The 24,314-nt window shown below is 46.1% G+C and carries 19 protein-coding genes and 1 tRNA gene; 7 read left to right on the top strand and 13 right to left on the bottom strand.

The features are described 5' to 3' along the window. Window positions 1-124: 124 nt before the first annotated feature. The 5 genes from QUB52_RS07930 to QUB52_RS07910 all read right to left on the bottom strand — a co-directional run bounded on the left by QUB52_RS07930 (window position 125) and on the right by QUB52_RS07910 (window position 8,373). Window positions 125-1,780, bottom strand: coding sequence for a CheR family methyltransferase (locus QUB52_RS07930; protein ID WP_265233969.1), 1,656 nt, complete (start codon window positions 1,778-1,780; stop codon window positions 125-127). Window positions 1,781-2,115: 335 nt separating this feature from the next. Beyond that, window positions 2,116-3,894: a R3H domain-containing nucleic acid-binding protein gene (locus tag QUB52_RS07925; RefSeq protein ID WP_332972921.1), complete on the bottom strand. Its 1,779-nt coding sequence runs from the start codon at window positions 3,892-3,894 to the stop codon at window positions 2,116-2,118. A gap of 331 nt (window positions 3,895-4,225) precedes the next feature. Then, window positions 4,226-5,377, bottom strand: coding sequence for a circadian clock protein LdpA (ldpA, locus tag QUB52_RS07920; protein WP_332972922.1), 1,152 nt, complete (start codon window positions 5,375-5,377; stop codon window positions 4,226-4,228). A gap of 427 nt (window positions 5,378-5,804) precedes the next feature. Continuing rightward, window positions 5,805-7,127, bottom strand: a complete 1,323-nt coding sequence (locus tag QUB52_RS07915) for a four-carbon acid sugar kinase family protein (RefSeq protein ID WP_265233965.1) — start codon at window positions 7,125-7,127, stop codon at window positions 5,805-5,807. Between the two features lie 598 nt (window positions 7,128-7,725). Beyond that, on the bottom strand, window positions 7,726-8,373 hold the full coding sequence (locus QUB52_RS07910) for a hypothetical protein (RefSeq protein ID WP_332972923.1): 648 nt from the start codon (window positions 8,371-8,373) through the stop codon (window positions 7,726-7,728). Window positions 8,374-8,469: 96 nt separating this feature from the next. Between QUB52_RS07910 and QUB52_RS07905 the strand changes: the two genes are divergently transcribed. Continuing rightward, entirely contained in the window at window positions 8,470-9,639 is a 1,170-nt protein-coding gene (locus tag QUB52_RS07905) for an IscS subfamily cysteine desulfurase (RefSeq protein ID WP_332972924.1), read from the top strand. Between the two features lie 132 nt (window positions 9,640-9,771). Here the strand turns inward: QUB52_RS07905 and QUB52_RS07900 are convergent, their stop codons facing one another. Beyond that, window positions 9,772-10,794 carry a glycosyltransferase family 2 protein gene (locus QUB52_RS07900; RefSeq protein ID WP_442923177.1) on the bottom strand — a complete coding sequence of 341 codons (1,023 nt, stop codon included), beginning with the start codon at window positions 10,792-10,794 and terminating at the stop codon, window positions 9,772-9,774. 213 nt (window positions 10,795-11,007) lie between these two features. After that, a complete protein-coding gene (locus tag QUB52_RS07895) occupies window positions 11,008-11,709 on the bottom strand; it encodes a C40 family peptidase (protein WP_332972925.1) in 702 nt (233 codons plus the stop codon). A gap of 94 nt (window positions 11,710-11,803) precedes the next feature. Between QUB52_RS07895 and QUB52_RS07890 the strand changes: the two genes are divergently transcribed. Further along, window positions 11,804-12,742 carry a serine hydrolase gene (locus QUB52_RS07890; protein WP_265233961.1) on the top strand — a complete coding sequence of 313 codons (939 nt, stop codon included), beginning with the start codon at window positions 11,804-11,806 and terminating at the stop codon, window positions 12,740-12,742. A 118-nt stretch (window positions 12,743-12,860) separates the two neighbouring features. On the opposite strand, the gene QUB52_RS07885 is transcribed toward QUB52_RS07890, so the two are convergent. The 4 genes from QUB52_RS07885 to alr all read right to left on the bottom strand — a co-directional run bounded on the left by QUB52_RS07885 (window position 12,861) and on the right by alr (window position 16,474). Continuing rightward, window positions 12,861-12,949, bottom strand: a tRNA-Ser gene (locus QUB52_RS07885). A 131-nt stretch (window positions 12,950-13,080) separates the two neighbouring features. After that, window positions 13,081-14,205 (bottom strand): patatin-like phospholipase family protein, encoded by a 1,125-nt coding sequence (locus QUB52_RS07880; protein ID WP_332972926.1) that lies wholly within the window; start codon window positions 14,203-14,205, stop codon window positions 13,081-13,083. Between the two features lie 28 nt (window positions 14,206-14,233). After that, on the bottom strand, window positions 14,234-15,079 hold the full coding sequence (locus QUB52_RS07875) for a mechanosensitive ion channel family protein (protein ID WP_332972927.1): 846 nt from the start codon (window positions 15,077-15,079) through the stop codon (window positions 14,234-14,236). Window positions 15,080-15,325: 246 nt separating this feature from the next. Then, window positions 15,326-16,474 carry an alanine racemase gene (alr, locus tag QUB52_RS07870; protein WP_332972933.1) on the bottom strand — a complete coding sequence of 383 codons (1,149 nt, stop codon included), beginning with the start codon at window positions 16,472-16,474 and terminating at the stop codon, window positions 15,326-15,328. A gap of 189 nt (window positions 16,475-16,663) precedes the next feature. Between alr and QUB52_RS07865 the strand changes: the two genes are divergently transcribed. From QUB52_RS07865 to QUB52_RS07860, 3 genes are all read left to right on the top strand, one after another. Next, window positions 16,664-18,250, top strand: coding sequence for a peptidoglycan-binding protein (locus QUB52_RS07865; protein ID WP_332972928.1), 1,587 nt, complete (start codon window positions 16,664-16,666; stop codon window positions 18,248-18,250). 253 nt (window positions 18,251-18,503) lie between these two features. Continuing rightward, the gene (locus tag QUB52_RS29220) at window positions 18,504-18,605 is read left to right on the top strand and encodes an IS4/Tn5 family transposase DNA-binding protein (protein WP_442923175.1); all 102 of its coding nucleotides are present in this window, start codon (window positions 18,504-18,506) and stop codon (window positions 18,603-18,605) included. Beyond that, a complete protein-coding gene (locus tag QUB52_RS07860) occupies window positions 18,595-18,744 on the top strand; it encodes a hypothetical protein (protein ID WP_332976150.1) in 150 nt (49 codons plus the stop codon). The genes QUB52_RS29220 and QUB52_RS07860 overlap by 11 nt, the downstream gene beginning before the upstream one ends. On the opposite strand, the gene QUB52_RS07855 is transcribed toward QUB52_RS07860, so the two are convergent. Together QUB52_RS07855 and QUB52_RS07850 are read right to left on the bottom strand one after the other, a co-directional pair. After that, complete coding sequence (locus QUB52_RS07855; RefSeq protein ID WP_265233957.1) at window positions 18,732-20,825, bottom strand: ShlB/FhaC/HecB family hemolysin secretion/activation protein; 2,094 nt, start codon at window positions 20,823-20,825, stop codon at window positions 18,732-18,734. The two genes, QUB52_RS07860 and QUB52_RS07855, sit on opposite strands and share 13 nt — an antisense overlap. 203 nt (window positions 20,826-21,028) lie before the next feature. After that, window positions 21,029-21,901, bottom strand: coding sequence for a DUF928 domain-containing protein (locus tag QUB52_RS07850; RefSeq protein WP_265233956.1), 873 nt, complete (start codon window positions 21,899-21,901; stop codon window positions 21,029-21,031). Window positions 21,902-22,325: 424 nt separating this feature from the next. On the opposite strand from QUB52_RS07850, the gene QUB52_RS07845 reads away from it, so the two are divergent. Together QUB52_RS07845 and QUB52_RS07840 are read left to right on the top strand one after the other, a co-directional pair. Next, window positions 22,326-24,011 (top strand): transglutaminase domain-containing protein, encoded by a 1,686-nt coding sequence (locus tag QUB52_RS07845; protein WP_332972929.1) that lies wholly within the window; start codon window positions 22,326-22,328, stop codon window positions 24,009-24,011. Then, window positions 23,977-24,186, top strand: coding sequence for a hypothetical protein (locus tag QUB52_RS07840; RefSeq protein WP_332972930.1), 210 nt, complete (start codon window positions 23,977-23,979; stop codon window positions 24,184-24,186). The genes QUB52_RS07845 and QUB52_RS07840 overlap by 35 nt, the downstream gene beginning before the upstream one ends. Window positions 24,187-24,314 lie beyond the last annotated feature (128 nt).

Raw genomic sequence — 24,314 nt, 5'->3', positions numbered from 1 at the left:
GCTAGGGGGGATCGCATTCTATGCAGCCTCATAAAAAATTGGTATTATGCGATCGTATTAGGTTGGGTAGCGAGGTACTTACAAAAAAAATTAGTTTGTAAATTCTCCCTGCGCGTCAGTTTTGTTAGCTGTACAATTTTACCAATTTTTTTTGAACATCCATCAATACTTGACTCGCTGTCATTTTTCCCTGCTGCTCGATCGGAGTATGGGGCGGGAGTTGTTTGAGAATATCGCTAGATGAATTATACATTTTAATAGCTATATTTAGCTTGCCTTCTTTATTGTATATATTCCCCAGTTCGAGATACGCTGAAACAAAATACGGGCAAAGATAAATAACTTTTCTTAAATATATTTTAGCGGTTTCCAAGTCGTCCTGTTCTTCAGCAATCTGAGCTTGTAAATAATAAGGAAATATTGACATAGTATCTAGTTTGCTAGCTCGCTTACAGTATTCGATCGCCTGAGAATACTTGCCTAAATTTGCATAAATTTGAGCTAGCAAATAATCAGCCTCAAAATTTTGAGATTGCAGGTGAAGCGCCTGTTTTGCTTTATCAATTGCCTCAACATAAGCTTTATTTTTAAAACAAGCTTTTGCTTCTAAAATTAGCATCTGAGGCGTTTGGCGATTGGCTTTTTCTGCTGCGAGTGTTGAAGGTAAAGCGGGCGCTTTATTAATCGCCAGATCGCGCTCGACATAGCTAGTTTGCAGCATTTTTTCTAGCCCAGCACCTGATGTTAACAGTGACCCGATATCCGCAAAATTGCCGTCAAAACAACTAGCTGACACGGTTTCTCCCGGTAGCAACTGACCGCTGTTGCAGTCCAATTCTCCTTCCTTTCCCGATTCCCCAAATGCTGATTTTACTTTCGATTCTTGTGCAATAAAATAATTTATTTTACCTGGTTCTTCCCCTGGGACATTCTTGGCTTGATAAACAACTGACTCCGGGAAAACCTTGGCTTGAAAATCGTTCATCGTGTGACTGTGAACTTCAGCGTGACCGGTCATTAAATATCCTCCAGGTCTTAGCGTCTTGGCAAACTTTTTCAATACCTGTGAAATATACTTATTTTCAAAATAAACAAAAACATTTCTGCACAAAATCAAATCAATGTTATGAATATCTGTATAAATATTAGGAAAATTATCGGTGACCAAGTTGAGGCTGCTAAAGTTGACAAGTTGGCGTAATTTTGGGTCAATTTCCCACTCGGTTTTACGCCGCTCGAAATACCGATTTTGTAGTTCCGTATCGACTAAGCGAAATGACCAAGGGCTGTAAATTCCCCGCTGTGCTTTTTCTATTACTTCTTGATTGATATCAGTACCTAAAACTAAAATATTCCATTTTTCCAAATCGGAAATTAGCTCTTTTAAAATAAAAACTAAAGAATAAGGTTCTTCACCGGTGGAACAGCCTGCACTCCAGATTCGCAGGGTTGGCTTAGTTCCTAATTTATCGTGCAGTTTGATTTGGCGATCGATCAATTCCGGGAAAATGACTTTTTCTAGGAGCGAAAATTGTCCTTTGTCCCGCATGAAATAACTTTCGTTGGTTGTCAGCAGCAGGGCGAGTTTGTCCCATTCGTTTTGACTTTCCAGACTCGTCGCAGCTAACATTTGATAATAGTTATCGGGAAAGCCTATTTTTACAGCTTTCATCCGAGTCAAAAGTTTTTGAGCTAAAGCCGATCGATCTTGCGGGCGAATTTCTAAACCAGTGCGAGCCGCAATTAATTGAATAAATAGCTGAATTTGTGCATCGTTCATATCAAATATGGTAAATATTTAGGTATCAGGTGTTATGATAATGGGTTGGTAATGGGGAATTGGGTAGGCATTTGAGCCGATCGCACTCACAACCAAAATATACCAACGGAAATAATATTATCTCCGCCCGATCGACTACCAAATTGCGGTCTGGGCGAGTTTACGTCCTCGCTGCTGCCGATCTTACAGATCCAGGCGTAAACCCGCGCAGACAATTATCGTTAATTTAGCCGATTTGAGATCAAAGGCAAAAGGTAGAAAACAGAAAGAATCATGAAAAAAATTCGATCGTTTGCCTTCTACCTTCCGCCTTCAAAAGCACCAATTTCCAAAAGTTAAGCTGGAAAAATCCGCAGGCGGCGGTTGGGTTCTTCCCCAAAACTGTGAGATTTTAGGTGATAGTGTTCCACAAGTTCGTGCTGCATTTTGCGGACATTGGGAGAACGGGGTAAAAGTTCCACCGGCTGTCCCTTGGGAATCACAATTTGCTCGACAGCCAAGCGGGTTTCTTCGAGAGCTTCGAGCTCGTCAGAAGTACCGCTGCGGGCGAATAAGGCGAGGTCTGCCACTTCCGGCGTGCCGGGGTCGTCCATGTCCAACAAGCGCCGCAAAGCTCTTGCTACGTGGGGAATAGTGCCAGCTTTGATTGTGTGCAGGGGAACTTGGCGAGTTTTAGCCAAGTGCCTTAATTTTGACTGGTTCCGCACGTTCGATCGCAAAGCCAAAACCACGTCAGCACTTTCAATATCCTTCGTCAACTGCACCGGCAGGTTCAGGGTAGAAATCACCTGTTCGAGCTGGTGGCGAGCTATGCCGTAAGGATAAACGTGGAGGGGCAAATCTTCGCCGTTAGGGCCGACATTCTGGGAATAACGTCCCCGGTACTGCGGTACTGGTTCCACGGACAGAGATTCTTCGAGGAGTTGCTCGAAATACCGAGTCTCAGGAGCCACCTGCGCGCTGTTAGCTGCTGCGAATTTCTCGCCTTGAGGGGGCATCGGCACCATTTTGCCGGCACTCCGCCACCCAGAAATCGGTGTGACTGGCCGGATTGCTGATACCGCAGCGGGGCCTGGGCCAGAAGCTGAGATCCCTGGGAACCGGGCGGGCGGAGATGCTGATTCGCGCTCGATAATTACTTCTCCGCTGTCGCTGACGCTTCTGATTTGCTGGTTCGGTTCGCGTCCCCGCAGCAGGCTGTCGATCGAATCTGAGACTCGTTCGTGGATTACCCAGCGCTGGCGTTCGAGCATTTCGATCGCAATTTCAAAAGTAGGCGGTGATTTGCGCTCCAAAACTGTCTTTTGAGAACCGCGCCGCCTTGCTTCGTCATCTCCTAGCGTTACCGCTTGGATTCCGCCAATTAAGTCGGCCAGAGTCGGGTTTTTCATCAAGTTTTCGATGCGGTTCCCGTGGGCGGTACCGACCAATTGCACGCCCCTTTCGGCGATCGTCCGAGCGGCCAAAGCTTCTAATTCCGTGCCGATTTCGTCAATCACGATCACTTGCGGCATATGGTTTTCCACTGCTTCGATCATGACTTGGTGCTGGAGTTCGGGACGGGAAACTTGCATTCTGCGAGCTCTGCCGATCGCCGGGTGCGGGATGTCTCCATCTCCGGCGATTTCGTTGGAGGTGTCGATGATTACCACTCGTTTTTCCAAGTCGTCGGCGAGCACGCGGGCGATTTCGCGCAGGGCTGTGGTTTTGCCGACTCCGGGGCGGCCTAGCATCAAAATTGACTGACCGGTTTCCACTAAATCGCGGATAATGCCGATCGTCCCGAACACAGCGCGGCCCACCCTCAATGTCAAGCCGATAATCTCGCCGCTGCGGTTGCGAATGGCGCTAATTCGGTGCAGGGTTTGCTCGATACCGGCTCGATTGTCGCCGCCGAAGCTGCCGACTCGATCGATGCAATAGTTGAGGTCTGCTTTGGTAATCGGTGTTTGGGAAAGATGTTCGGCCGAGGATGGAAAACGAGCTTCTGGTCGGCGGCCCAAGTCCATTACAACCTCAATGAGATTGTTGCGCTGCGGGTGCTGCTCTAGGGGCTGCCGGATCTCGTTTGGCACGATTTCTAATAATCTGTTGAGGTCGTCTGTAATCTGCATTCGCCTCGGTGTGTTCGGTGACTGTTGACTGTTGACTGTTGACTGTTGGCTGTTGACGGTTGATAGTTGACAGTTGATAGTTGACAGTTGATAGTTGACAGTTGTCTGTTCATTGATTACGCATCGGTGGCTATAAACCCGGTTTCTACGAGTTTTGCGTCGAAAAACGAGAAATATACTAAGAAACCGGGTTTCTGATGGCGCAAGTGCGATCGCGAACTACAGTTGTTAGTTATCAGTTTTCAGTTTTTTTTTGATTAACAACTGTCAACTGACAACTAACAACTGACAACTAACAACTGACTACTGTCAACAGTCAACAGTCAACTGACTAAAATTCTTTGATCTGAGAAACTAGAGAACGAGCTAAACTCACAGCCTCCGAGAGAAGTTCTGGGACGGCTTCGAGTTGATTCAACCGATGTGTTGGAACTTCGGCTGCGCTGTGAGCGGCTGCCACCGGAACGGCATAAGCTCGATCGCTCTGCATTGTGTCTAATTGTTCTAAAATTGGCGACAGTAAAACCCTGGCATAGCTGCCGTAAGCTACACCGGCAATGTATTGGACAGGGGGAACAGACAAATTTTTCCCGCCATCCAAGAGCAGTCCAGAGGCTTTAAGTTTGCTGACAGTGTGAGCATTAGTGCCGCCTGCAAGTTGCACAAATCCCGGCAACTGGGCAGCCAAAACTTTTTGACCGAGTTTGACTGCGGCTCTAGTAGTTCCTGTTCCGATATCTCCGCTCATTGGCCTACCGTCGGTTTGCCAAATTAGGGGACAAGGAAGGGGGGAAATTATTTGATACAGTGTCCGCAAATAGTCAATCAAACCGTCTCCATCGGGGCAACTAATTGCTATTACTTTGAGTTGATCTACCCAGGGAGCTATGCTCGACCAAAGTCGCGCAAAATCTGCCTCTCTGCCTACTTGCGTGTGGATTTCTAGGGCATCCGCACCGGATTGCAAGATTAAAGGTGCGATCGCGCTGGGAGCAGACACGTAAGAACGAGTGTAAATCAGTTGGCTCGGACAAACTGGCAGACAGCGACCGCAGCCATAGCACTGCTGGTCTATCACCCCAGAAAAACCCTCAACAGCTTCCTGAAAAACTATTGCTTCGGCTGGACATATTTTTTCGCAGGGCCGCCAGCAGTCCATCGGACATTCGGCTGGGTTAAATTCGGCTTTGCGAAAATGCGGGTCTTCCCCATCGTTTAAACTCACCATCAGCCAGGGCAACCCTTTGCCACCAAATCTGCGGTTTTGAGTTCTTGTCTGTAATTCGCTGGCAACTTGTAGGGCTTCTTTCGCTGCTGCGACGGCGGCGGGATCTGCCGCGACATCGATACAGTCAGCGCCTGCTAAGGTGTAAGCCAAGGTGAGATTCCGAACCGCAGGCAGGTGTTGAAAGCTCGCCCCACAGATCAACTTGAACCAGCGGCCGCTTTTTAATGAGTTTAGGGGATGATAATTTTCTGTCACCCTTATATGCTAATCCTTTCAACTAAAAATTACTATGTGAAAATTTTTATTTTTTTTTGAGATTTCGGCTGATACTACCCAGAAACGCTACTGATAGCAGTAGCTCTGGCGCTGTTGGCCCTATATGTAGAGTTCTGACTTAACTATTTTTGAGAAATCTAATTTTTTTGAGAGTGCCTAACGATGACGCGATTTTTAATTTTGGCGATCGGCTTTAGTTACACACAGAATTTCTCGTCTATCATACTTAGGTGGATTTAGCAAGGAAAAAGTAGACTAGAGATTTTTTTTTGAAGTTGCCGTGAAGTGGCAATTGCCATAAAGTTCGATCAAGCATTGAAGCCAATCGACCAACCGCAGATGAACATTCTCCTCCCTCGCTAGAAGCTAAATTCATCTGGGTTAATCTGCGATTCAACTACCTATACTACTTGCTCAGCCGCTTGTAAACCGTAGCCAAAGCATGGCTATCCCCGACATTTCCCGGAAACAAAACCACAGGTAAATTGGGAAACAGAGGATGATCTGCCTCGGTTTTCACCACCGAACAACCTGCGAGAATTTGACCGATTTGCCTGACACTTTTCAGCGACAAACCTGTACTCAAAACATCATTGGAAGTAATGCCGCCCTTGCTAATTAAAAAACCGATATCCGCAGGCAGTCCCCGCACGACATCCATCAACAAAGCAGAAACAGCAGCTCCAAATTTTAACCGAATTTCTGCTGTGGGAAATTGTAGTTCTTGGCGGCTGGTATAAATTACAGGCGTTTTGCCGTCGGCATGAGCGGTGCGGACTTTTTCGAGAATTTCATCGAGAATTTGGGTGCGATACTCTGGTGAATCTTCTAACAAGTGAGATACATCTATTTCAATGCTAACTATATTGGGTTCTTTTAACAAGCGTTCCAATTGTTCTGTAGTTTTCTTAACGTGGGAACCCACTATTACTGCACCGGGTTTGCCCTTTCTCACATATTTTGCCATTTCGTCGGCTGCTACAGGCTGGTGGCCGATGTCAGCTAAGGATGTTAAAATACTGGCCGCGCTGCGGAATAAAAACTTTTTACCTTGACTGGCTGCATCGAGAATGTGTTTGGCAAATGTGTCTAAATCGCCTTGACTTTCGCCGTCAACAACTGCACATTGGTTGTCTGTCATGTCCATCAGTCGATCTAAACTTCCGTAGCGCATATCTGCGAGTAAAATGCGATCGACTGTATCAGCTTTGATGCGACCTTTGGTTTTTTCTTCTACGTAGTCTGGCAGGTAACTGTGACTGTAGCCGAAGACAGAATCTTTGGCAAATTCGGTTTCGTGAACAGGGGTTGCAACGCTGTTAACCATGAGGTAGTGTACGCTGTTGCGGGTAATTCTGCCTCCTTCAAAAAAGGCGGGAATTAGAAAATGTGCGTCGAAGGGGCCGAGCTCTTCGGCGATCGCGTCGGTTTCGATCGGATAGTGACCGCGCAGGGTAGAATCGGAACGGCTAACGATTAGGAAGTCTGCGATTTCTTCGCTGGCGATCGCCTTTTTAAGATTTTGGCACACTTCGCGGGTGACGGAGGTGGCTTGTTCGGGAGTTAGCGATCGAGTATTTGTCAGTATAAAGAAAATCGGGGACTTGTCCCGCAGTCCCAAACGCAGAGTGTCTTCGTCCCAACGTGTCAGCAGCAAGCAACTGTGCACGGTTTGAGAACCTGTCGGATCGTCGTCGAGAACTATAATCTTGGGTTTGCTAGAAGACATACTGACCTTGTTGTTAACGTCACCTTTCCAAGATATCCTTACCTGTTACTTAACAGCCAAAAATTTACAATCATGATATTTCTTAACAATTCTCATCACTGATGAATTTTAAAATGTCTTTGAGTTCGATCGCTTCAGTAATGTGCCAGTTGCTACCAAATAAGGCGATGCACCAATAGGTGTCAAGGGAGCACCTCAATGAATGCGAAAAAGCAATTTCTTTACAGTGCGAGCTTAAGAACTCGCGAGTGTTGGATAGATCGCGAGTTCTTAAGCTCGCACTATAAAATCAAAACTGAGATACTCCCGGTGTCAACTCGGAGCATCTCATTTTTGTAAAAAGCATTTTTAATGATAGTGCGAGCGTCCCCGCTCGCGTATTGTACAACTCGCGAGCGGGGACGCTCGCACTATAGCAAAACTGAGATGCTTCCTGTCAACTTAACTCTAAAACCTTTGTATCTCTCGTTTATAGCATAGTCCATATATCCCTCGCATCGCCATTCTTCAGGGGAACTTTAAGTAAAAAATGCTCTTTTTCTACCTGATGAAAGGGGGTTTTGGGGGATCGAAAACCCTACTAATTGGGGCAGTTTTTTTAGTTAGCAGCGTTTCGATCTTGCAATTTTTTTATTTCTGCTTGAACTTCTGTAGCTAACTGCAAAGCTTCGTTGAGCAATCTCCCTTGTTTGGTGGCTCGATCGCTAATTTGCAGGGCATTCAAAGTTCTCAAATTATTGGCAAACAGTTCCGAGTTAGTTGCGACAAATTTTTTGTTGTCCCTGAGAATTCTTTCAGTTTTTAAAGCTCGAACTAAATCATCTCTAATCATCTGCAAGGCTTGAATGACTTTGGCTCGATCGCCTATTTTGACTTCCGCATTGCCCGCATCTTCTATCCGATCGTTAATTTCGATCGCTTTGATTATACCATTATAGCGATCGACATCATCAAACAAATTGATTAAATCTTTATTTTGGCTGCTCCAAATTTTCCACGCATCCTCAAAAATCAAACCGCAGATCGCAGCGAGGTGAAGGGCGAACCAAAACACATAAGCTCTAGGAAATATCGCCACCAGCAGCCAACAACTAATTAGAACCAAAACAATTAAACCAACTGTTTTCAAAGCTTCGCGAGCAAACTTGGTCGCACTCACAGGCCGGTATACGCGATCGGGCCCCGCACCGCACAGGTGCTTGAGTTCACCGACAGTAATTTCTAATCCCTGAATGTCAGCTCGCATAAATCTTCACAAATATTTGTTAAATATAAAGTTTTGTGGTAGAACAAAAGCCTCGTCTACAATAAATCTAACACTTTTTTCAACCAAAACTGCACTATGTCCGCACGCCCTATCTACCTCGACAACCACGCCACAACCCCTGTAGACAAACGGGTAGTTGATGCGATGCTGCCGTATTTTACCGAACAATTCGGCAACGCAGCCAGCATCAACCACGTCTACGGCTGGGAAGCAGAAGCAGCGGTAAAACAATCGCGACAAATCATAGCAGAAGCGATCAATGCTTCTCCAGAAGAAATTGTGTTTACCAGCGGCGCAACGGAAGCAAATAATTTAGCGATTAAAGGCATCGCCGAAGCTTATTTCAGCAAAGGAAAGCACATTATCACAGTAAAAACTGAACATAATGCAATTCTTGATCCCTGTACGTATTTGCAAAAATTGGGGTTTGATATTACTGTTTTACCAGTAAAAAGTGACGGACTGATTGATATCGGCGATTTGATCAAAGCGATTCGGGCTGAGACAATTTTAGTTTCGGTGATGACGGCTAATAATGAAATTGGTGTGATTCAGCCGATCGCCGAAATTGCATCTATCTGTCGCGGAAATGACATTCTGTTTCACACAGATGCGGCCCAGGCGATCGGCAAAATTCCCCTGGATGTACAGGAGATGAACATTGATTTAATGTCTTTGACGGCGCACAAAATATACGGGCCAAAAGGCATTGGTGCGCTCTACGTCCGCCGCAATAAACCGAGAGTGCAGCTAGCGCCGCAAATGCACGGAGGAGGCCACGAACGGGGAATGCGATCGGGCACTCTTTACCCACCGCAAATAGTCGGGTTTGCCAAAGCAGTAGAATTGGCAATTTCGGAAATGGAGTCGGAAACAGCACGAGTTGTGAATCTGCGGCAGCGTTTGTGGGAAAATTTGAGTGAATTGGGTGATGTTGTTCTCAACGGTCACGCGACGAAGAGATTACCTGGGAATCTGAATATTAGTGTAGGCGGGGTTGACGGTCAAGCGTTGATGTTGGGTTTGCAACCGGCGGCGGCAGTTTCTTCGGGTTCTGCTTGTACTTCTGCGAAAATTTCTCCATCTCATGTTTTAGCAGCGATCGGGCGATCGGATAAATTAGCTTACGCTTCTATCCGCTTTGGAATTGGGAGGTTTAATACCGCTGCTGAAATAGATGCAGTGTCGGAGCACGCGATCGCAACTATTCAATCTCTCCGCCAAGCTCAAAAAGTCATGAGTTAGGAGTTAGGAGTTAGATTGCGTCCGTCTAAATACATCCTTTATTCTTCAGTCCGCGCAGGCGGACTTCGTGTGTTTAGGGGCGGTTGAAACCGCCGACTTCCTTTGACAAGGGGCGGTTTCAACCGCCCAATTTTACTTAGAACCAAACACCTCACGCACCCGATAAATCGGTTTTCCCTGCGACTCATGATAAGTCCGCATCATCACTTCCGCCAACAAACCAAAACAAAATAACTGCACACCAGTCAACAACAAAACCACAGCCAAAATCAGCAAAGGACGATTACCAATACTTTGACCCAGACCCAATTTCACGAAAGTCAAATAAATCCCTAAAACCGTTCCGAACGCCATCGAAATCATTCCCAAAAGTCCAAAAACGTGCATCGGCCGAGTTAGGAACTTCTTCATAAAAGAAATAGTTAACAAATCCATCAACACTCGAAAAGTCCGCCAGATCCCGTACTTACTTTGACCGAAACGCCGCGCGTGATGTCGCACCGGAAGTTCCGCAATTCTAGCCCCTTCAATAAAAGCCAAAGCAGGCAAAAATCGGTGCAATTCTCCGTACAAATTCAAGTCTGCTACTAACTCGGATTTATAAGCTTTTAAAGAACAGCCGTAGTCGTGCAAAGTTACGCCCGTAACGCGACCAATTAACCAATTGGCAATTTTAGAAGGAATCAAGCGGCTGATAGTATTATCCTGCCGATTTTTGCGCCAGCCGCTAACTAAATCGTAGCCTTCATTTAACTTTTCCAACAACATCGGAATATCAGCAGGGTCATTTTGCAAATCGCCGTCTAGGGTAACAATAGCACGACCAGTTGCGCGATCGAAGCCTGCCGACATGGCAGCAGTCTGCCCATAATTGCGGCGCAAAAGTACAGCACAAAGGTCATCGCGACTGCTGGCTAATTGCTTGAGAAGTTCCGCAGAACCGTCTTTAGAACCGTCATCTACACAAATAATTTGATAGCTGAGTCCAGATGGTTGAATCGCAGAGGCGATCGCCTCAATTAGATGAGGTAAACTTTCCACCTCATTATACACCGGCACCACCACCGAAACATCGAGAACAATCTCATCGGCAGCCTGCTGTGCGGCCAATTTTTCCAAAAATAATGCAGCGTCCATTGTTTTGTTAGATAACATCATTAGTCAGTTGTCAGTTGTCAGTTGTCAGTTGTCAGTTGTCATTAGTTATGAGTCATTAGTCATTAGTCATTAGTTATGAGTCATAGATGAACAACTATAGAACTTAGGCGTGGTGGCCAGAAACCGGGTTTTTTACGAAAATCATTTGTTCCAACCCTCAATCTCGGTAAAAACCCGGTTTCTTTGTTCGTAGTGCGATCGCGAAATAAACTAACTAGGTTGATAACTTGCCACAACTTTACCATATCCGCGCAATTGCTGATAATAAGCTTGACTGACTGCATCGCCCTTTTCTGACAAAAAATCAATACCGATACCGTCGCGACCTTGGGCTTTTCCTGAACTGTGAATGTAGCGATCATCTCCGAGATATAATCCTACGTGAGTTGCTTTTTCCGCTGTACCAAAAAAGACTAAATCTCCCGGTTGTACATCACTAATACTAATAGGCTGAGTAAAACCTTCCTGCTGATAAGCATCCCTCGGCAACCAGATGCCGGCAGCCACAAAGGCAGCTTGCATTAATCCCGAACAATCATAATTTGGCCCGACTGTACCGCCCCAAAGATAATAATTGGATTGGTGCATAGCCTCGTGAGTAAAAGTAATTGCGATCGGCAATTTTTCTCTAATTTCTGCCTCAGAAAGCACCAAAGGATGATACGATGTTTCTGTGACTTCGAGCAACTCAATATCTCGAAGATCCAGCCATCCCGGATAATCATCTTCGCACAGTCGCACCATCACAGCCTTTGTATCCAAGTTTACATTGTTCAAACTCTGGTTAAGGGCGCGCAAATGTCGCCCCAGTGCTGCTTGAGTTGCTAATCGATCGCACTTTGGGGAATCGTAAATATTTATGTGCGATCGCGCGCGGTACTCCACACCATCAGATAATTGATAATTGACCATTGCTAATTGCTAATTGTTTGCTGTTAATTGTTCACATTTAACGATTTATTGCCATTAGCCACTAGCCGTTAACCGTTAACCGTTAGCCATTAACATGACATTTTTCCACAAAGACGAACAATTAAAAACCCTCGGCAGTAGCATTATAGACGCAGCTCAGGCAGAATTTACAGGATTGAAGGGCGATCGCACAGCCATTACCTGGATAGTCTACGATCCACCGGTGCGAGTCAACACAGGCGGAGCCCTCAGCGCCCAAGAATTTTGGAAATATCAACCGCGAGGTTTTAGCGCCAGAGCATCCGAACGAATTTATCCCGCTAGCATCGTCAAATTATTCTACCTCGTGGCCATCTGGGAATGGGCGCAAAAAGGCATGATTCAAACATCGCCAGAATTAGAACGCGCCGTCCGAGATATGATAGTTGATTCCAGCAACGACGCCACCGGTTTAGTAGTAGATGCCCTCACCGGCACCACCAGCGGCCCAGAATTATCACCAGGCCCCTTTGAAACTTGGAAACAGCAGCGAAACATCGTCAACCGTTACTTTCAATCATTAGATTGGCCAGAATTACACAACATTAACGCCAATCAAAAAACCTGGTGCGATGGGCCCTACGGTCGCGAGCGAGCATTTCTGGGAGAATTAATGGAAAATAGAAATATGCTCACTACAAATGCCACAGCGCGTTTGCTGCACAGTATAATCGGCGGCGTAGCTGTTTCTGCAAAAGCATCGCAAGAAATGATGGGCTTAATGAAACGCAGTTTAGAACCAGCAGAATTACAAGCCGATCCAGAAAATCAAGTTACAGGTTTTTTAGGTAGCGGATTGCCAGAAGATGCAAAAATCTGGTCAAAAGCGGGGCTGACAAGTCAAGTTCGTCACGATGCTGCTTATATTGAAATACCTGGTTTGCGGCCGTATTTATTAGTTGTATTTACCGAGGGGAAAGAGAATAGCAAGAATGAAGAGATTTTACCCTTTATTTCGCGGCAATTTGTCGAAGCAATCAAGGCGCTTGATTAGATTTGGTAGCCGATGATTGCTGCTAGACTAGAATTGAATTGCGAAAATAATTGGGACGGGCTAGAAGCCCATCCCACAAAATTTGATTAAAAGGAATTTTTTCCTAGAAGTTTTAGAACGGAGAGGGGGGGATTCGAACCCCCGAAGGGTGATAACACCCTTAACAGATTAGCAATCTGCCGCTTTCGACCACTCAGCCACCTCTCCACGATGACGGTAACTAACTATAGCACACACACCAGGCTCTTGCCAACCCCTAAATCAAAAATTCTTCAATCCCTCTCCCTATATACCTTTGGTCGAAGGCGGAAGGCATATTTCCCCACTCTCCCCCTCTCCTACTCCCCAAAGCCCCTAGCCTTCAAGTGCTTTTCCCAACTAAAGTTAGAACTCAAAAAGAACCTCTTAGTATACAAATATCCCAATCGGTACAGCTTAGCCTTGCGATCGGCATCTAGATTAAAATCCGTCGTCGTCACCGCAGCTTCAGTCACATCAATATTGATAACTCTGCCTTTATCCATTTCCCGCTGGTGATAGCGGTCTCTTGCTTTCATCATCGTGGTGAACATCGCCGACAGCATCGACACCGGACTATTAATCTTAATTTGGTTCTCAATGCCAGTATCAATTAATCGAAACCCAAAGGTAAACCAGCGCGGCGCAACCGGAGTCGAACCGGATTGTTTGTCATAAATCCACAGCGGGAAATTGCTCAGAATTCCCCCATCGACAATTAAGTCATTGCCCAGTTTTCCCGGCTCAAAAAATAGCGGAATGCTCATCGACAGCCGTACAGCTTCAGCTACGCTAAAATCTTCGGGATTTTGCAGTCGCAACTGCTGGTACAAAGCATCGGAATCTGCCGAGTCTTGCCGCCGTAAGTCATCGGGCAGCACCAACATTTCACCGCGAGTCAGGTTGGATATTACTACTTTTAATTCCCGCTCTTTTTCCAGTTTTTTGACATCGGCAAAACTCTGCAAGTGACCTTTACTAAGTATTGCTTCCAGCCACTGCCGGAAAGGTTGTGCAGAATATTCTCCCATCTGGCGGCTAATTGTGAGAAAAATTAGCGTCCAAGCTGGAGATTGCAAGTCGTCTGCTGGATCGCCATTTAAAATTAGAGGACTGTTTTTTTGAGTTAAAAATATGCTGTAATCGAGGTCTCCTAACAACTGCTCTAAGTCATCCATTGACAAGTCTGTTGCCAATACTGCGGCAGTAATTGCACCCGCAGAAGTACCGGCCAATTTTCGCCAACGGATACCCAAATCGTGACAGCATCTGAGTGCTCCTAAAAAGGCAACTCCGCGCACGCCACCACCTTCAAAAATGGCGTCTGCATAAATTTGACCGTCTGTGTCGGGAGGCGGAAATTTTTTGAGAATTGTTTCTTTTTCGGTGAGGGACATCCTGACGCCCGGTTCTTGCAAAATTTGCTGGGGATACAACTTGCTCATTTTAGATTTTGGATTTTAGATTTTAGATTTATTGTGCTTGATTTTGGTTGGCATTCATTGCTTCTTTGACGTGTTCTTGAACTTGCGATCGCACTTGTTCGTAGGCTACCGACGCGCACCAGGGCCGGAGAGATAGAATAGTCGTATCTGGAGTGATCTCGGCTACCAAACAAGTCGGGGGCGGATTTTCCAAAACCAGCGGGTGAGAATGGGCAATTTCTAACAACTCAGCCATCGTTGGACGGATCGGTCGATCGCCAATATCAATTTTCATGTCTACTCGCCTCGTTCCCATTGCCGTGGTATTTTTCAGTGTACCGTTAAATAGCTGATTGTTCGGGACAATAATTTTTATGCGATCGTCCGTCACGACGGTTGTCGAAAAAATCCCGATGCTGTCCACCACTCCCTTAACATCCGCAGCTTCGATCGCATCTCCGACTTCAAAAGGCCGTAAACTAATCAACATTACCCCAGCAGCAAAGTGAGATAGAGTATTTTGCCAGGCCAAACCAATCGCCAAACCCGCCGCACCCACAACAGCCACCACGCTAGTCGTTTGAATTCCCAACTGATTCAAAGCGGCGACTACTCCCACTATCAAAATCACAATTTCCGCAGCTTGAACTAAAAATTTCCGCAGCGTGGCTTCCGTGCGGCTGAGGGTTCGGCGAGTCACGCGGCCCGCAACGTCGATCGCAAATCGCGTAATTAACAAAATACCGATCGCCCACAGCGCTTGAGGTACAACTTTAAACCCCAATTCTACGAATTTTTTCGAGAATTCTTGGGCTACTTGCATCGCCTGTATTCTTTCTGCATCTAGCTGCGCCGTCAAGGTTTGAGCTATTAGTATAATTGTGCTAGCTGTCATGTCAATTGGTAATTTGTAATTGGTAATTTGTAATTGGTAATATCAAATTTGATCGCATCAAAATTATACTCCTCTACGGTTAAGTTAAGCCCGATCCCCCCTAGCCCCCCTTAAAAATGGGGGAACAAGAAATTGCTCAAAGTCCCCCTTGCTTTCGGGGGATTTAGGGGGATCTCCGGGGCATAAACATGATTAACTGAAGCGTCTTGAATCATACTGTATTTGCGAGCATCCAGATCGTCCTAGTTAAGAGTTTACTGCAACGCGAGGCAATCGGTGTTTAAAACCGCAGAGAATTTCCCATGAAATAGTTCCTAAAGTTTCCGCCCAATCATCAGCAGTAATTTTATTTTCCCCATCTTTACCCAATAAAGTCACCACTTCCCCGACTTCTAAATCGGGAATATCAGTTACATCCAGCATTAATTGATCCATCGTCACAGCCCCGACTTGCGGCACAAATTCGCCCCTAACTAAAACCTGCATTTTATTAGAAATATTGCGGGGAATCCCATCTGCATAGCCGATACCAACTACCGCAATTTGTGTCTCGCGCCCAGCAATAAATTGATAGCCATAACTAACGCCAGTTCCTGCTGCAATTGTTTTCACCTGCGTCACCCGAGCTTTTACCTGCATTGCGGGCTGCAAATTGGTGATCGCCTGCAAGTGAGGAGCAGGATAAAGACCGTAGGTAGCCAAACCGACTCGCACTAAATCATAGTGCAAATCGGAGTCTGTGAGAGTGGCAGCAGAGTTGGCCAAGTGGAGGCGACGGGGGTTAATTCCTGCTGTTTGGATTTGGGCGATCGCCTTTTTGAACCCTTGCTGTTGCTCTCTCATCACGGCGGGATCGGGACTATCGGCTGTCGCCAAGTGAGAGTAAATGCTGGCTAATTTTAAATTTGGCAAACTATTGACTAATTGCACAAATTCTGTAGCGTCTTGCCAGAGTGTACCCAAACGAGACATTCCCGTATCTAACTTAGCGTGAACAGACAAAGATTGATTGAGACTGACGAGAACTTCCGAAAAAATTAGGGCTTGTTTGGCAGTACAAATAGTGGGTTGTAAGTGCCATTGGGCGATCGCCCTTACCTGTGCGGCTGTATGAGTTGCCCCCAACAGCAAAATCGGCGCTTCTATCCCAGCTTCTCGCAATTCTATGCCTTCGGGAATCGTCGCCACACCCAGCCAACTAGCACCTGCTTGCAAGGCTGTTTGACTAACTGCGATCGCACCGTGCCCGTAAGCATCTGCTTTCACAACTGCCATCAGTTCGGTTTGGGGAGATAAGAGATTTTTAAGCTGTTTTACATTGTGAGTTAAAGCTGCTAAATCGATTTCGACCCAAGCCCGCTGGCAAAGTCCGCCATCGCCTTCCCAGAGCAGCATCTGGCGGGATTTTGGGGGTGTTGATCCTGCGGTTGTTTGTTCCTCACTCAACATTAGTCGATCGCTCCTACTTGCTGACACCATTAAAAACTGCTCGAAGATTTCACCCTAGATTTAATTATAATGAGAATTTCTCTTTCATCAATGTTAACTGGTGTATCATAGCATCAAAAATACCTGGTAAAAACTATGGACGGATTAGCTTACCTGCATTTAGCTGAAACTTGGGAAACGCCCCCAGCTCAAACTCGATCGCCCAACGCGACAAATCACCTAAATTTAGCCTCAACTCCTTTACTCTTCTTTACAATCTGTCTCACAATTTCCAATTTAGTTGATCCCGCACTCGCCATCAAAAAAGGTGATTCAGGCCCGGAAGTTGTCGAACTCCAGAAAACTCTACAAACATCAGGATATTTTGGCCGTAGGGCTACAGGATTTTACGGTTCTATCACCCTGGCTGCGGTGAAAAAGTTTCAAGCAGAGAACAACCTAAAAGTTGACGGAATTGTCGGCCCTCAAACCTTGTCAGCCCTCAAAGGCAAGTCGCCAGCCGCCAGCCCTGACCAGGAATCTGCGGAAAAAACATCGTCAAAGGTCGATCGACCTTCGCCATCTCCTACCGCCACAGAAAACAACAACAAACTCGAAGATACAACTAAAAATCAGCCACAACAACCTCTCTTTCAAGAACCATTTTTACCACCATTTAAAACAGAAACTCCTGCTCCAAACCTTGAAAACAAAGAAAATGAATCACAAGGTAAAAGGCTGGTAAATACTGAAGGTAAAATGACTTTAAAAAAAACTATTTACGGCAAAATATCGCCCAAATCAATAGTTTATTCGGGAGCGGGTTTGTTCTTTGCTCAAAACATGATGTACAGCCATAGCATCACAGTTTATGATAGGAACTTTAAATTAGTCAAGACTATTCCCGATACAGTCAACTTGTCAAAGTTTGGCTTTTCTAAATTCAAAGGCAATTATCAAGGTTCTCCCGTAGAAGCTGCTTTTTCAACAGATGGCAAGTATGGCTATGTATCCAACTATCAAATGTACGGTTCTGGGTTTAAAAATCCCGGTAGCGACAGGTGTTCTCCATCAGCAAAACACGACCAAAGTTTCCTGTACCGCATCAACACCCAAACATTGAAAATAGAACAGATAATTCCTGTAGGTGCCGTTCCGAAATTTAATGCTGTTTCGCCTGACAATCGCTTCGTACTCGCGAGCAATTGGTGTACTTGGGATTTGAGCATAGTTGATATCAATAAAAATCGCGAAGTCGAGCGGGTAAAACTGGGTGCATATCCTCGCGGAATTGTGGTCACTCCCGATTCCAAAAATGCCTATGTTGCCGTCATGGGTTCTTCCGATATTGCGAAAGTAAATCTGCTAGACTTTTCGGTAGAATGGTTGAAAAATATTGGCAATGCGCCCCGTCATTTGACGATAGATCCCAATGGCAAGTATCTATATGCCACTTTGAATGGTGAAGGGAATGTGGCCAAAATTGACCTGGCAACTGGTGAAGTGGTAGACAAAGTTTCGACGGGAAATGCACCTCGCAGCATGACGATTTCTGGTGATGGAAAATTGATTTATGTGGTTAACTATTTCTCGAATACTGTGAGCAAAGTGAGGACGAGCGATCTGAAAGTGCTGCAAACAGTGAAGGTTAATTCAAGTCCGATCGGGATTACTTACGATCCGGAAACTAATCAGGTTTGGGTCGCTTGTTATTCGGGCAGCATTATGGTGTTCCAAGATTAATCTACCTGGTTCAATCCTTCGGACTGAAGTCCTAAAAAAAATCAGCAAAAAGGACTAAAGTCTTTACTAACAACCTGGTTCTATCGTTCGGACTTAAGTCCTAAAAAAATCTAGTAACAGGACTAAAGTCTTACTACAAACCAGGTTTGCAGTCTTACTTTTCACCGCATCCCTGAAAGGTAGAGCAGGAATTCATTTCAGCCGGTACAAATGGCGGTAAAGTGGTGAAAACACAATAAAAAAAATCATAAAAATGTTTAACTGGTGGGACAAGAATGGAGTCAGTATTGAATTAGGAGACGAGAGATTCAGCAACCGAGCCTGCTCAATCGGCAAAACCCTAAGTGAGCGATAATGAGATGCTCCCACAGGGAAGAAGGAAATATTTTGTTCATCTCCCCCTCTCCCATTCTCCCCCTCTCCCATTCTCCCCCTCTCCCATTCTCCCCCTCTCCGACTTCTCCCCCTCTCCCGCTTCTCCTCATGGTGTATAAATTAGGTTGAAGTAAATGCCGTTATCTTGCAGATTGTCGCCTTTATCGCTAATTCTCACCAAAGGAAAAGCGTAATCTACGCGCAAGTTCACCTGCCGTATCGGTGCCCAGATTACCCCCAAACCCAGACCTGCCAAGAATCTTTGATTGGTTAATTTATTGGGATTGTTGGGAGTATTCCACACCGTACCCGCATCTAAAAAGGGAGCTAATTGAAGTTTGGGATTTCCCGAAGCATCGCGCTGCAAAGTAATCCGATCCTCGATCGACACTCGGAAGCCGTTATCGCCAGAACTGACATTCTGGCGGTAGCCGCGCAAAGATTGCCCGCCCCCAATTACAAATTGCTGTGAAGGTAACAAACTATTCGCTGAAAGCTGCAAGTCTGACTGCAAAATTAATAAATGTTTGTCGTTCAATCGCTGTACTCGCTGCACTTGACCCAGCCAGCTAAAAAATTGTCCGTCAGGGACAGAACCTTCGTTTTGAGTAGCATCAAACAAGCTAGTGCCGATCGTAAATTGCGATCGCAAGGCCCAAGCACCCTGGGAGTCGCGCCGAATGTAGTCCTGTCCCAGCTTAATTGCACTGGTAGTTGTAACACCCTGGGAGTCAGGGCCGATGCCAAAAGGAAACGGTTCGCCGGCGAGAAAAGTTCTGCCTGTCTGATACGTAAAACCGGCAGATAAGGCAAATTCTTCGATCGGCGTTCTCCGCAGCGGTTGGCGGTAACTAACTTCAAATAAATGTGACTTCCCCGAAATATCAAAAGTGTCAAAAGGTGCTTGTACAATACTGTTGCGGTTCGGCGCAGCCCTCAATTGCAGCGTGCCGTTCATCGCATTTAGTGGCACGCGATAGCTGAAATCAAACACATCTGAATCGCCTAGCGATCTATAATAAGCAGCGGCAAGTTCGTCGCCATTTCCTGTTATATTGCGGTGCCGTAAACTAACACCCAATCTTTCAGAACCGACGCTGGGAGGCGAGTAATTATCAAAGCTGAAACTAGATTGAAACGGATTAGCTTCCGTGACTCGGACGATCAGAATGCTCTCTCCTTCATTATCCCCAGCCCGCAGACTGGCTTCTACATTGTCAAATAAAGGATCGACTCTCAGCAGCCGGAGTTGGTCTTCTAATGCACCTGTACTTAAAGGCATTCCGGCACCGAGTCGAATCCGGCTGCGGATGTAATTTTGGTGCAATCTTTTAGTTCCTTCTACCTCAATTTTGCCCAGCTTGCCTTCGATCACTTGAATTTGCACTACCCCTGCGGTGATAGTTTGGGGTGGCAAGACTGCTCTCGAAGTTATGTAGCCTCGATTGAGGTAAATTTCGGTAATTTTGTCGGCAATTTGTTTGAGCTGTTCTAGGGTGGCAGAACTACCCTCAAACGGCTTGATTAAGGCATTAATTTCGTTTTGGGTTAAAATTGTGCTGCCAACTACTTGAATTTTCCGCACCTGAATTACTGTATTCGGCAGTGGCAGGGGAACTGGGGACGGGCGATCCGGCGCAACTGGTTGCGGTATTTGAGGAGGTTCTGCCGAAGGCTGCGGGGCTGGTTGCAAAAATCGATCGCGATTTGGATCGGGCTGAGTCGGTGGCGGCGGCAGGTTTGGAGGGGGATTTTGTTGGTTTTGGGCTAAAACATCGCAATCTAGAGGGTTCTGACATTTGGGTTCACTGTCAACTAGATTTTTGGCTGCGGGCTGGGGGCTAACCTCACAATCCGTTTGATCAATTGTGGAGCAGCGATCGGGCTGGTTGTCAAGAGGGTTGGTTTCTGGAAAATCGGGGAGTTGATTTAAGTTGGTTGCGGTTTCATCCTGCTGGATTTCGAGTTTTTGCCATGCTAATACTCCGTTGCTTGGATCTGCTGAGTTGTGAGTGGCGGCGGGCAACTGAGAAATATCGTCTGTTTGGGATAGGGCTCGATTGGCGTCATAGCAAGCGATTGGGAGCGCCGTTAGAAGTGAAATCCCCAACCGAAATATAGCAATATTTGCAATCGGGCGCATAATTAATATTTTGTCTAAAATAAGTTTGTATGCTGCTTGACTGTGCGAGTTTATCATTTAGTGTTGGGAGCAGTTTAACAATCAAGATTTCAAGAGTCCGGCTTTCAAGAGGCAAGCGATCGTTGATGAGCGTTACCACAAAAATTTTAATTTATTGAGGACGATCGACCAAAAAACCTCCAACGCCTCATAAATCATCTGTAGCGCTGCGAAATACTGCGATCGCCACCGGGTTTTTGGTACTTGCTGCATAAGTCCAATTATTTTTTGGCAATTGGTGTTAACTCACTGGGGACTAATGGTTCTTGGGCGATTTTGCCGAGTTGGACTGAGTTCAACATTTCTGACCACTTGAGCGCTAAACTGTCATCGCTGGGAGACTCCGTGCGCAATTGAGCTAGAGTTGCCAGGTACTCGTACCAGAGACCTTGTTGGGCAAAGATACTGAGCTTGGCGCGACTGTCGGGCGATCGATCCAACTCTGTTTTCAAGGTTGGGGCGACTGCGGTGCGGTTGATCCACCCGGAAACGAGAACATCATCTGTTGTATAGCTTTTTGGGTTGCATTTGATCGTAAAGTACCATTGATAGTTTTTGCCAACTTTCAGGGCTGGCGAGTTGCCGTCGGAGCCGAGGCTGACGCTAACGATACCAGCACGGCTAGTTACCATCCGAAAACTTTTTTTGTATACTGTTTTGTCGTTTTCGTCCGCTAACTCAAACTGAACTGTTTTGTCGAGGGCTAGCGGAACGTAGTAAAAAAATGTCGGCTTTTCTGATATGGTTTGCCCCATAGTTGATTGGGGAATCAAGGCAGTTAAGGCATTTGTAGCCGTAGGGCAGGATAAGCCGCGGGTTCCTCCGCCTTCGCGCCTTCCAGGTACTCCCTGCTCCGGCGGTTGAAAGTTATTCCACGTGACTCCCGGTTGCTGGGTGTTCGGTCTGCTTCCGGTTGGGGAGAGGGTTTGAACTGTTTGCCAGTTGAGGGGTAGCTGCGGTGGTGAGGGGGGGTGAACGCTGTTTGCGGGGCTGTTGAGAGCCTTTGCTGGTATTAAGAAACTACCAGCGGCAACTGCCTCTAAAGACAGAATTAAGGAAAGGGTACCGATGTTTAGAGCAGACTTCCAAGCCATGACGAACCTGCCTTCTGATGAACCGAGGAACTTAAACGTATGATTTTATTCTACCCAAGGTTTTGACAGATATAGTAATCTGTTGTACTTAATTTATATCTTCCAGCAGATACTATGAGTTTGGATGCTCTGACAAATATGGCATTCTGTGTCGCGTTTTTCAGTGGTAGCTTAGTAGTTATACTTAGTCGCATTCATGGCAGCAACTTGGGTTGAGCTTCTTAAACCCAATTTAGACAAAGACTAATATTCCGGGTTTTTTAGCTCTGGTAAGAGGCTACAACGAAATATATTCGTAAAAAAACCCGGTTGATGCGTCAGTCCAGGATATCAGGAACCTCAGCAATTTTGCTGCTGAACCTGACGCGATCGGCTACAAGTTACAAGATCAGGTTTTATGTACAATACCGGCAAGAAATTTAGCATGAATCTCGATTCACCTGTTCTCTCGGACAAACAAAATTCAGGGCTGCGGATGGTAAGACCGATCGGTGTATCTGCACTGCACGGCATTGCTTTTTTAGGAAATAGGTTGTTCGCGCTCGATCGCACCGAAGGGCTACTATTGGAGATCGATCGCGAAACTGACAACACTACTGTTTTGAATCCTCATCAAACGGCTAAGTTTGCGGGCGCAACCGGGCTGGCTATTTGGGAAGATACTCTCTGGTTTTCCCAGGATGAGGATATTTGTTGCTGTCCGGGGGCAATTCGGGACGGAGCAATCGCACAACTCAAACCGGAACATTTTGTTTCCCTTTCTTATCCAGTTGACGGGATTGCAGTTTGGAAGTCTACGCTGTATGTGACTTGCCAGAGATTGGGCTATATTCTGGTTTTTGATGTAAAAACTGGTCGGGAAATTACTCGGTTTTATGCTCCAGGTATTGGAGTAGAAAATATCACTGTCCGGGATGAGGAACTTTGGGTTTGCGACAAGACTGAGCAAACTGTTTATTGTTTGGAACGGGCAACTGGCGAGATTAAATTTAGCGTTTTGACTCCCTTTGAATGGCCTTCTGGTTTGGCTTTTCACAAAGATGCCCAGACGGGGGAGGAGATTCTGTATGTGGCTTATGCTGGGGATGAACTTTATATCCGGGATGACCCAAATTCGGAAGATCCTTTTCAGTTGACGAAGCGCGATCGCACTTTTGTTCACCCTTTGTCTTTTCACTATAATGAAGCCGAACGCTACGCTCTGTCAAACGGTTTTTTGATGGAAATGTCCTATGTGGAGGAATTGTCTCCTCTGGATGAGGTAGAAATCGATAATTTGGAGTGGCGGATTGCTTTACCTTCGGACACTCACCGCCAAAAAGTGAGAAAAATTACGCCGATTGGGATGCCTTTTACTGAGGAAATTCAGGAAGGGGAACGGGTGGCGGTGTTTAAGTTCGATCGCCTCCAGAAGGGGGAACGGCGAATCTTTGGCTGGAAGGCTTTGTTGGAAGTGCGATCGATTAAGTATCAGTTGTCGCCTCGGGATGTGGAAAAGATTCCGCAACTGTCGCCGGAGTTTGCAGCTAAGTATTTGGTGGACAATGATAATTTGGCGATGGATACGGAGATTGTGCGATCGGCTGCGGTGGCCTCAATTGGCACTGAAACTAATATTTTGAGGCAGTTACTGAGCATTCGCAATTTTGTTTACGACCAACTTTCTTACGGGATCAGACCTCACATTGACACTCCCGATATTGTACTGCGGCGCGGCATCGGTTCTTGCGGCGAGTACGTGGGGCTGTTGTTGGCTTTGGCAAGGTTGAATGGGATTGCTTGCCGCACAATTGGGCGCTACAAGTGTCCAGCTTTTGCTGACAGAAAAGGTGTGCCGCTGGAACCGGATTTCAATCACGTTTGGCTGGAGTTTTACATTCCCGGTTTTGGCTGGGTGCCGATGGAATCTAATCCTGATGACATTCAAGACAGAGGCCCTTATCCTTTGCGGTTTTTCATGGGTTTGGCTTGGTACCACGTGGAAATTGGCAAGGGAGTTCGGTTTCAAAGTCTCACCAGCGGGGGTCTTCCTTTGAAGAAGGAGGATGTTTCTGTGGGGAGTCTGGCAATTAATCATGTCAGGTTTACAATTTTGGAAGAGTTGTTTTAAGGAAGAAGGCAGAAGGCAGAAGGAAGAAGGCAGAAGGCAGAAGGAAGAAGGCAGAAGGAAGAAGGAAGAGGGAAGACGGAAGACGGAGGATTTTTCTGATCTCCCCCTCTCCCTCTCGCCCAATTCAGAGAAGGCAGAAGGCAGAAGGCAGAAGGCAGAGGGAGGATTTTTCTGATCTCCCCCTCTCCCTCTCGCCCAATTCAGAACACGTCCGGTAGAATAACCGTTATCACATAATTGGGTTTAAAACCCCGTCCTTCGCTCGACGGCTTTAATTGTAAACTTTAATTACACATTCACCAC

The organism is Microcoleus sp. A6-C6 (assembly GCF_036705955.1).
In the GTDB taxonomy this organism is placed as follows: domain Bacteria; phylum Cyanobacteriota; class Cyanobacteriia; order Cyanobacteriales; family Microcoleaceae; genus Microcoleus.
Note: the sequence above shows the minus strand (reverse complement) of the source record. Positions and strands in the feature narration are given on the sequence as shown.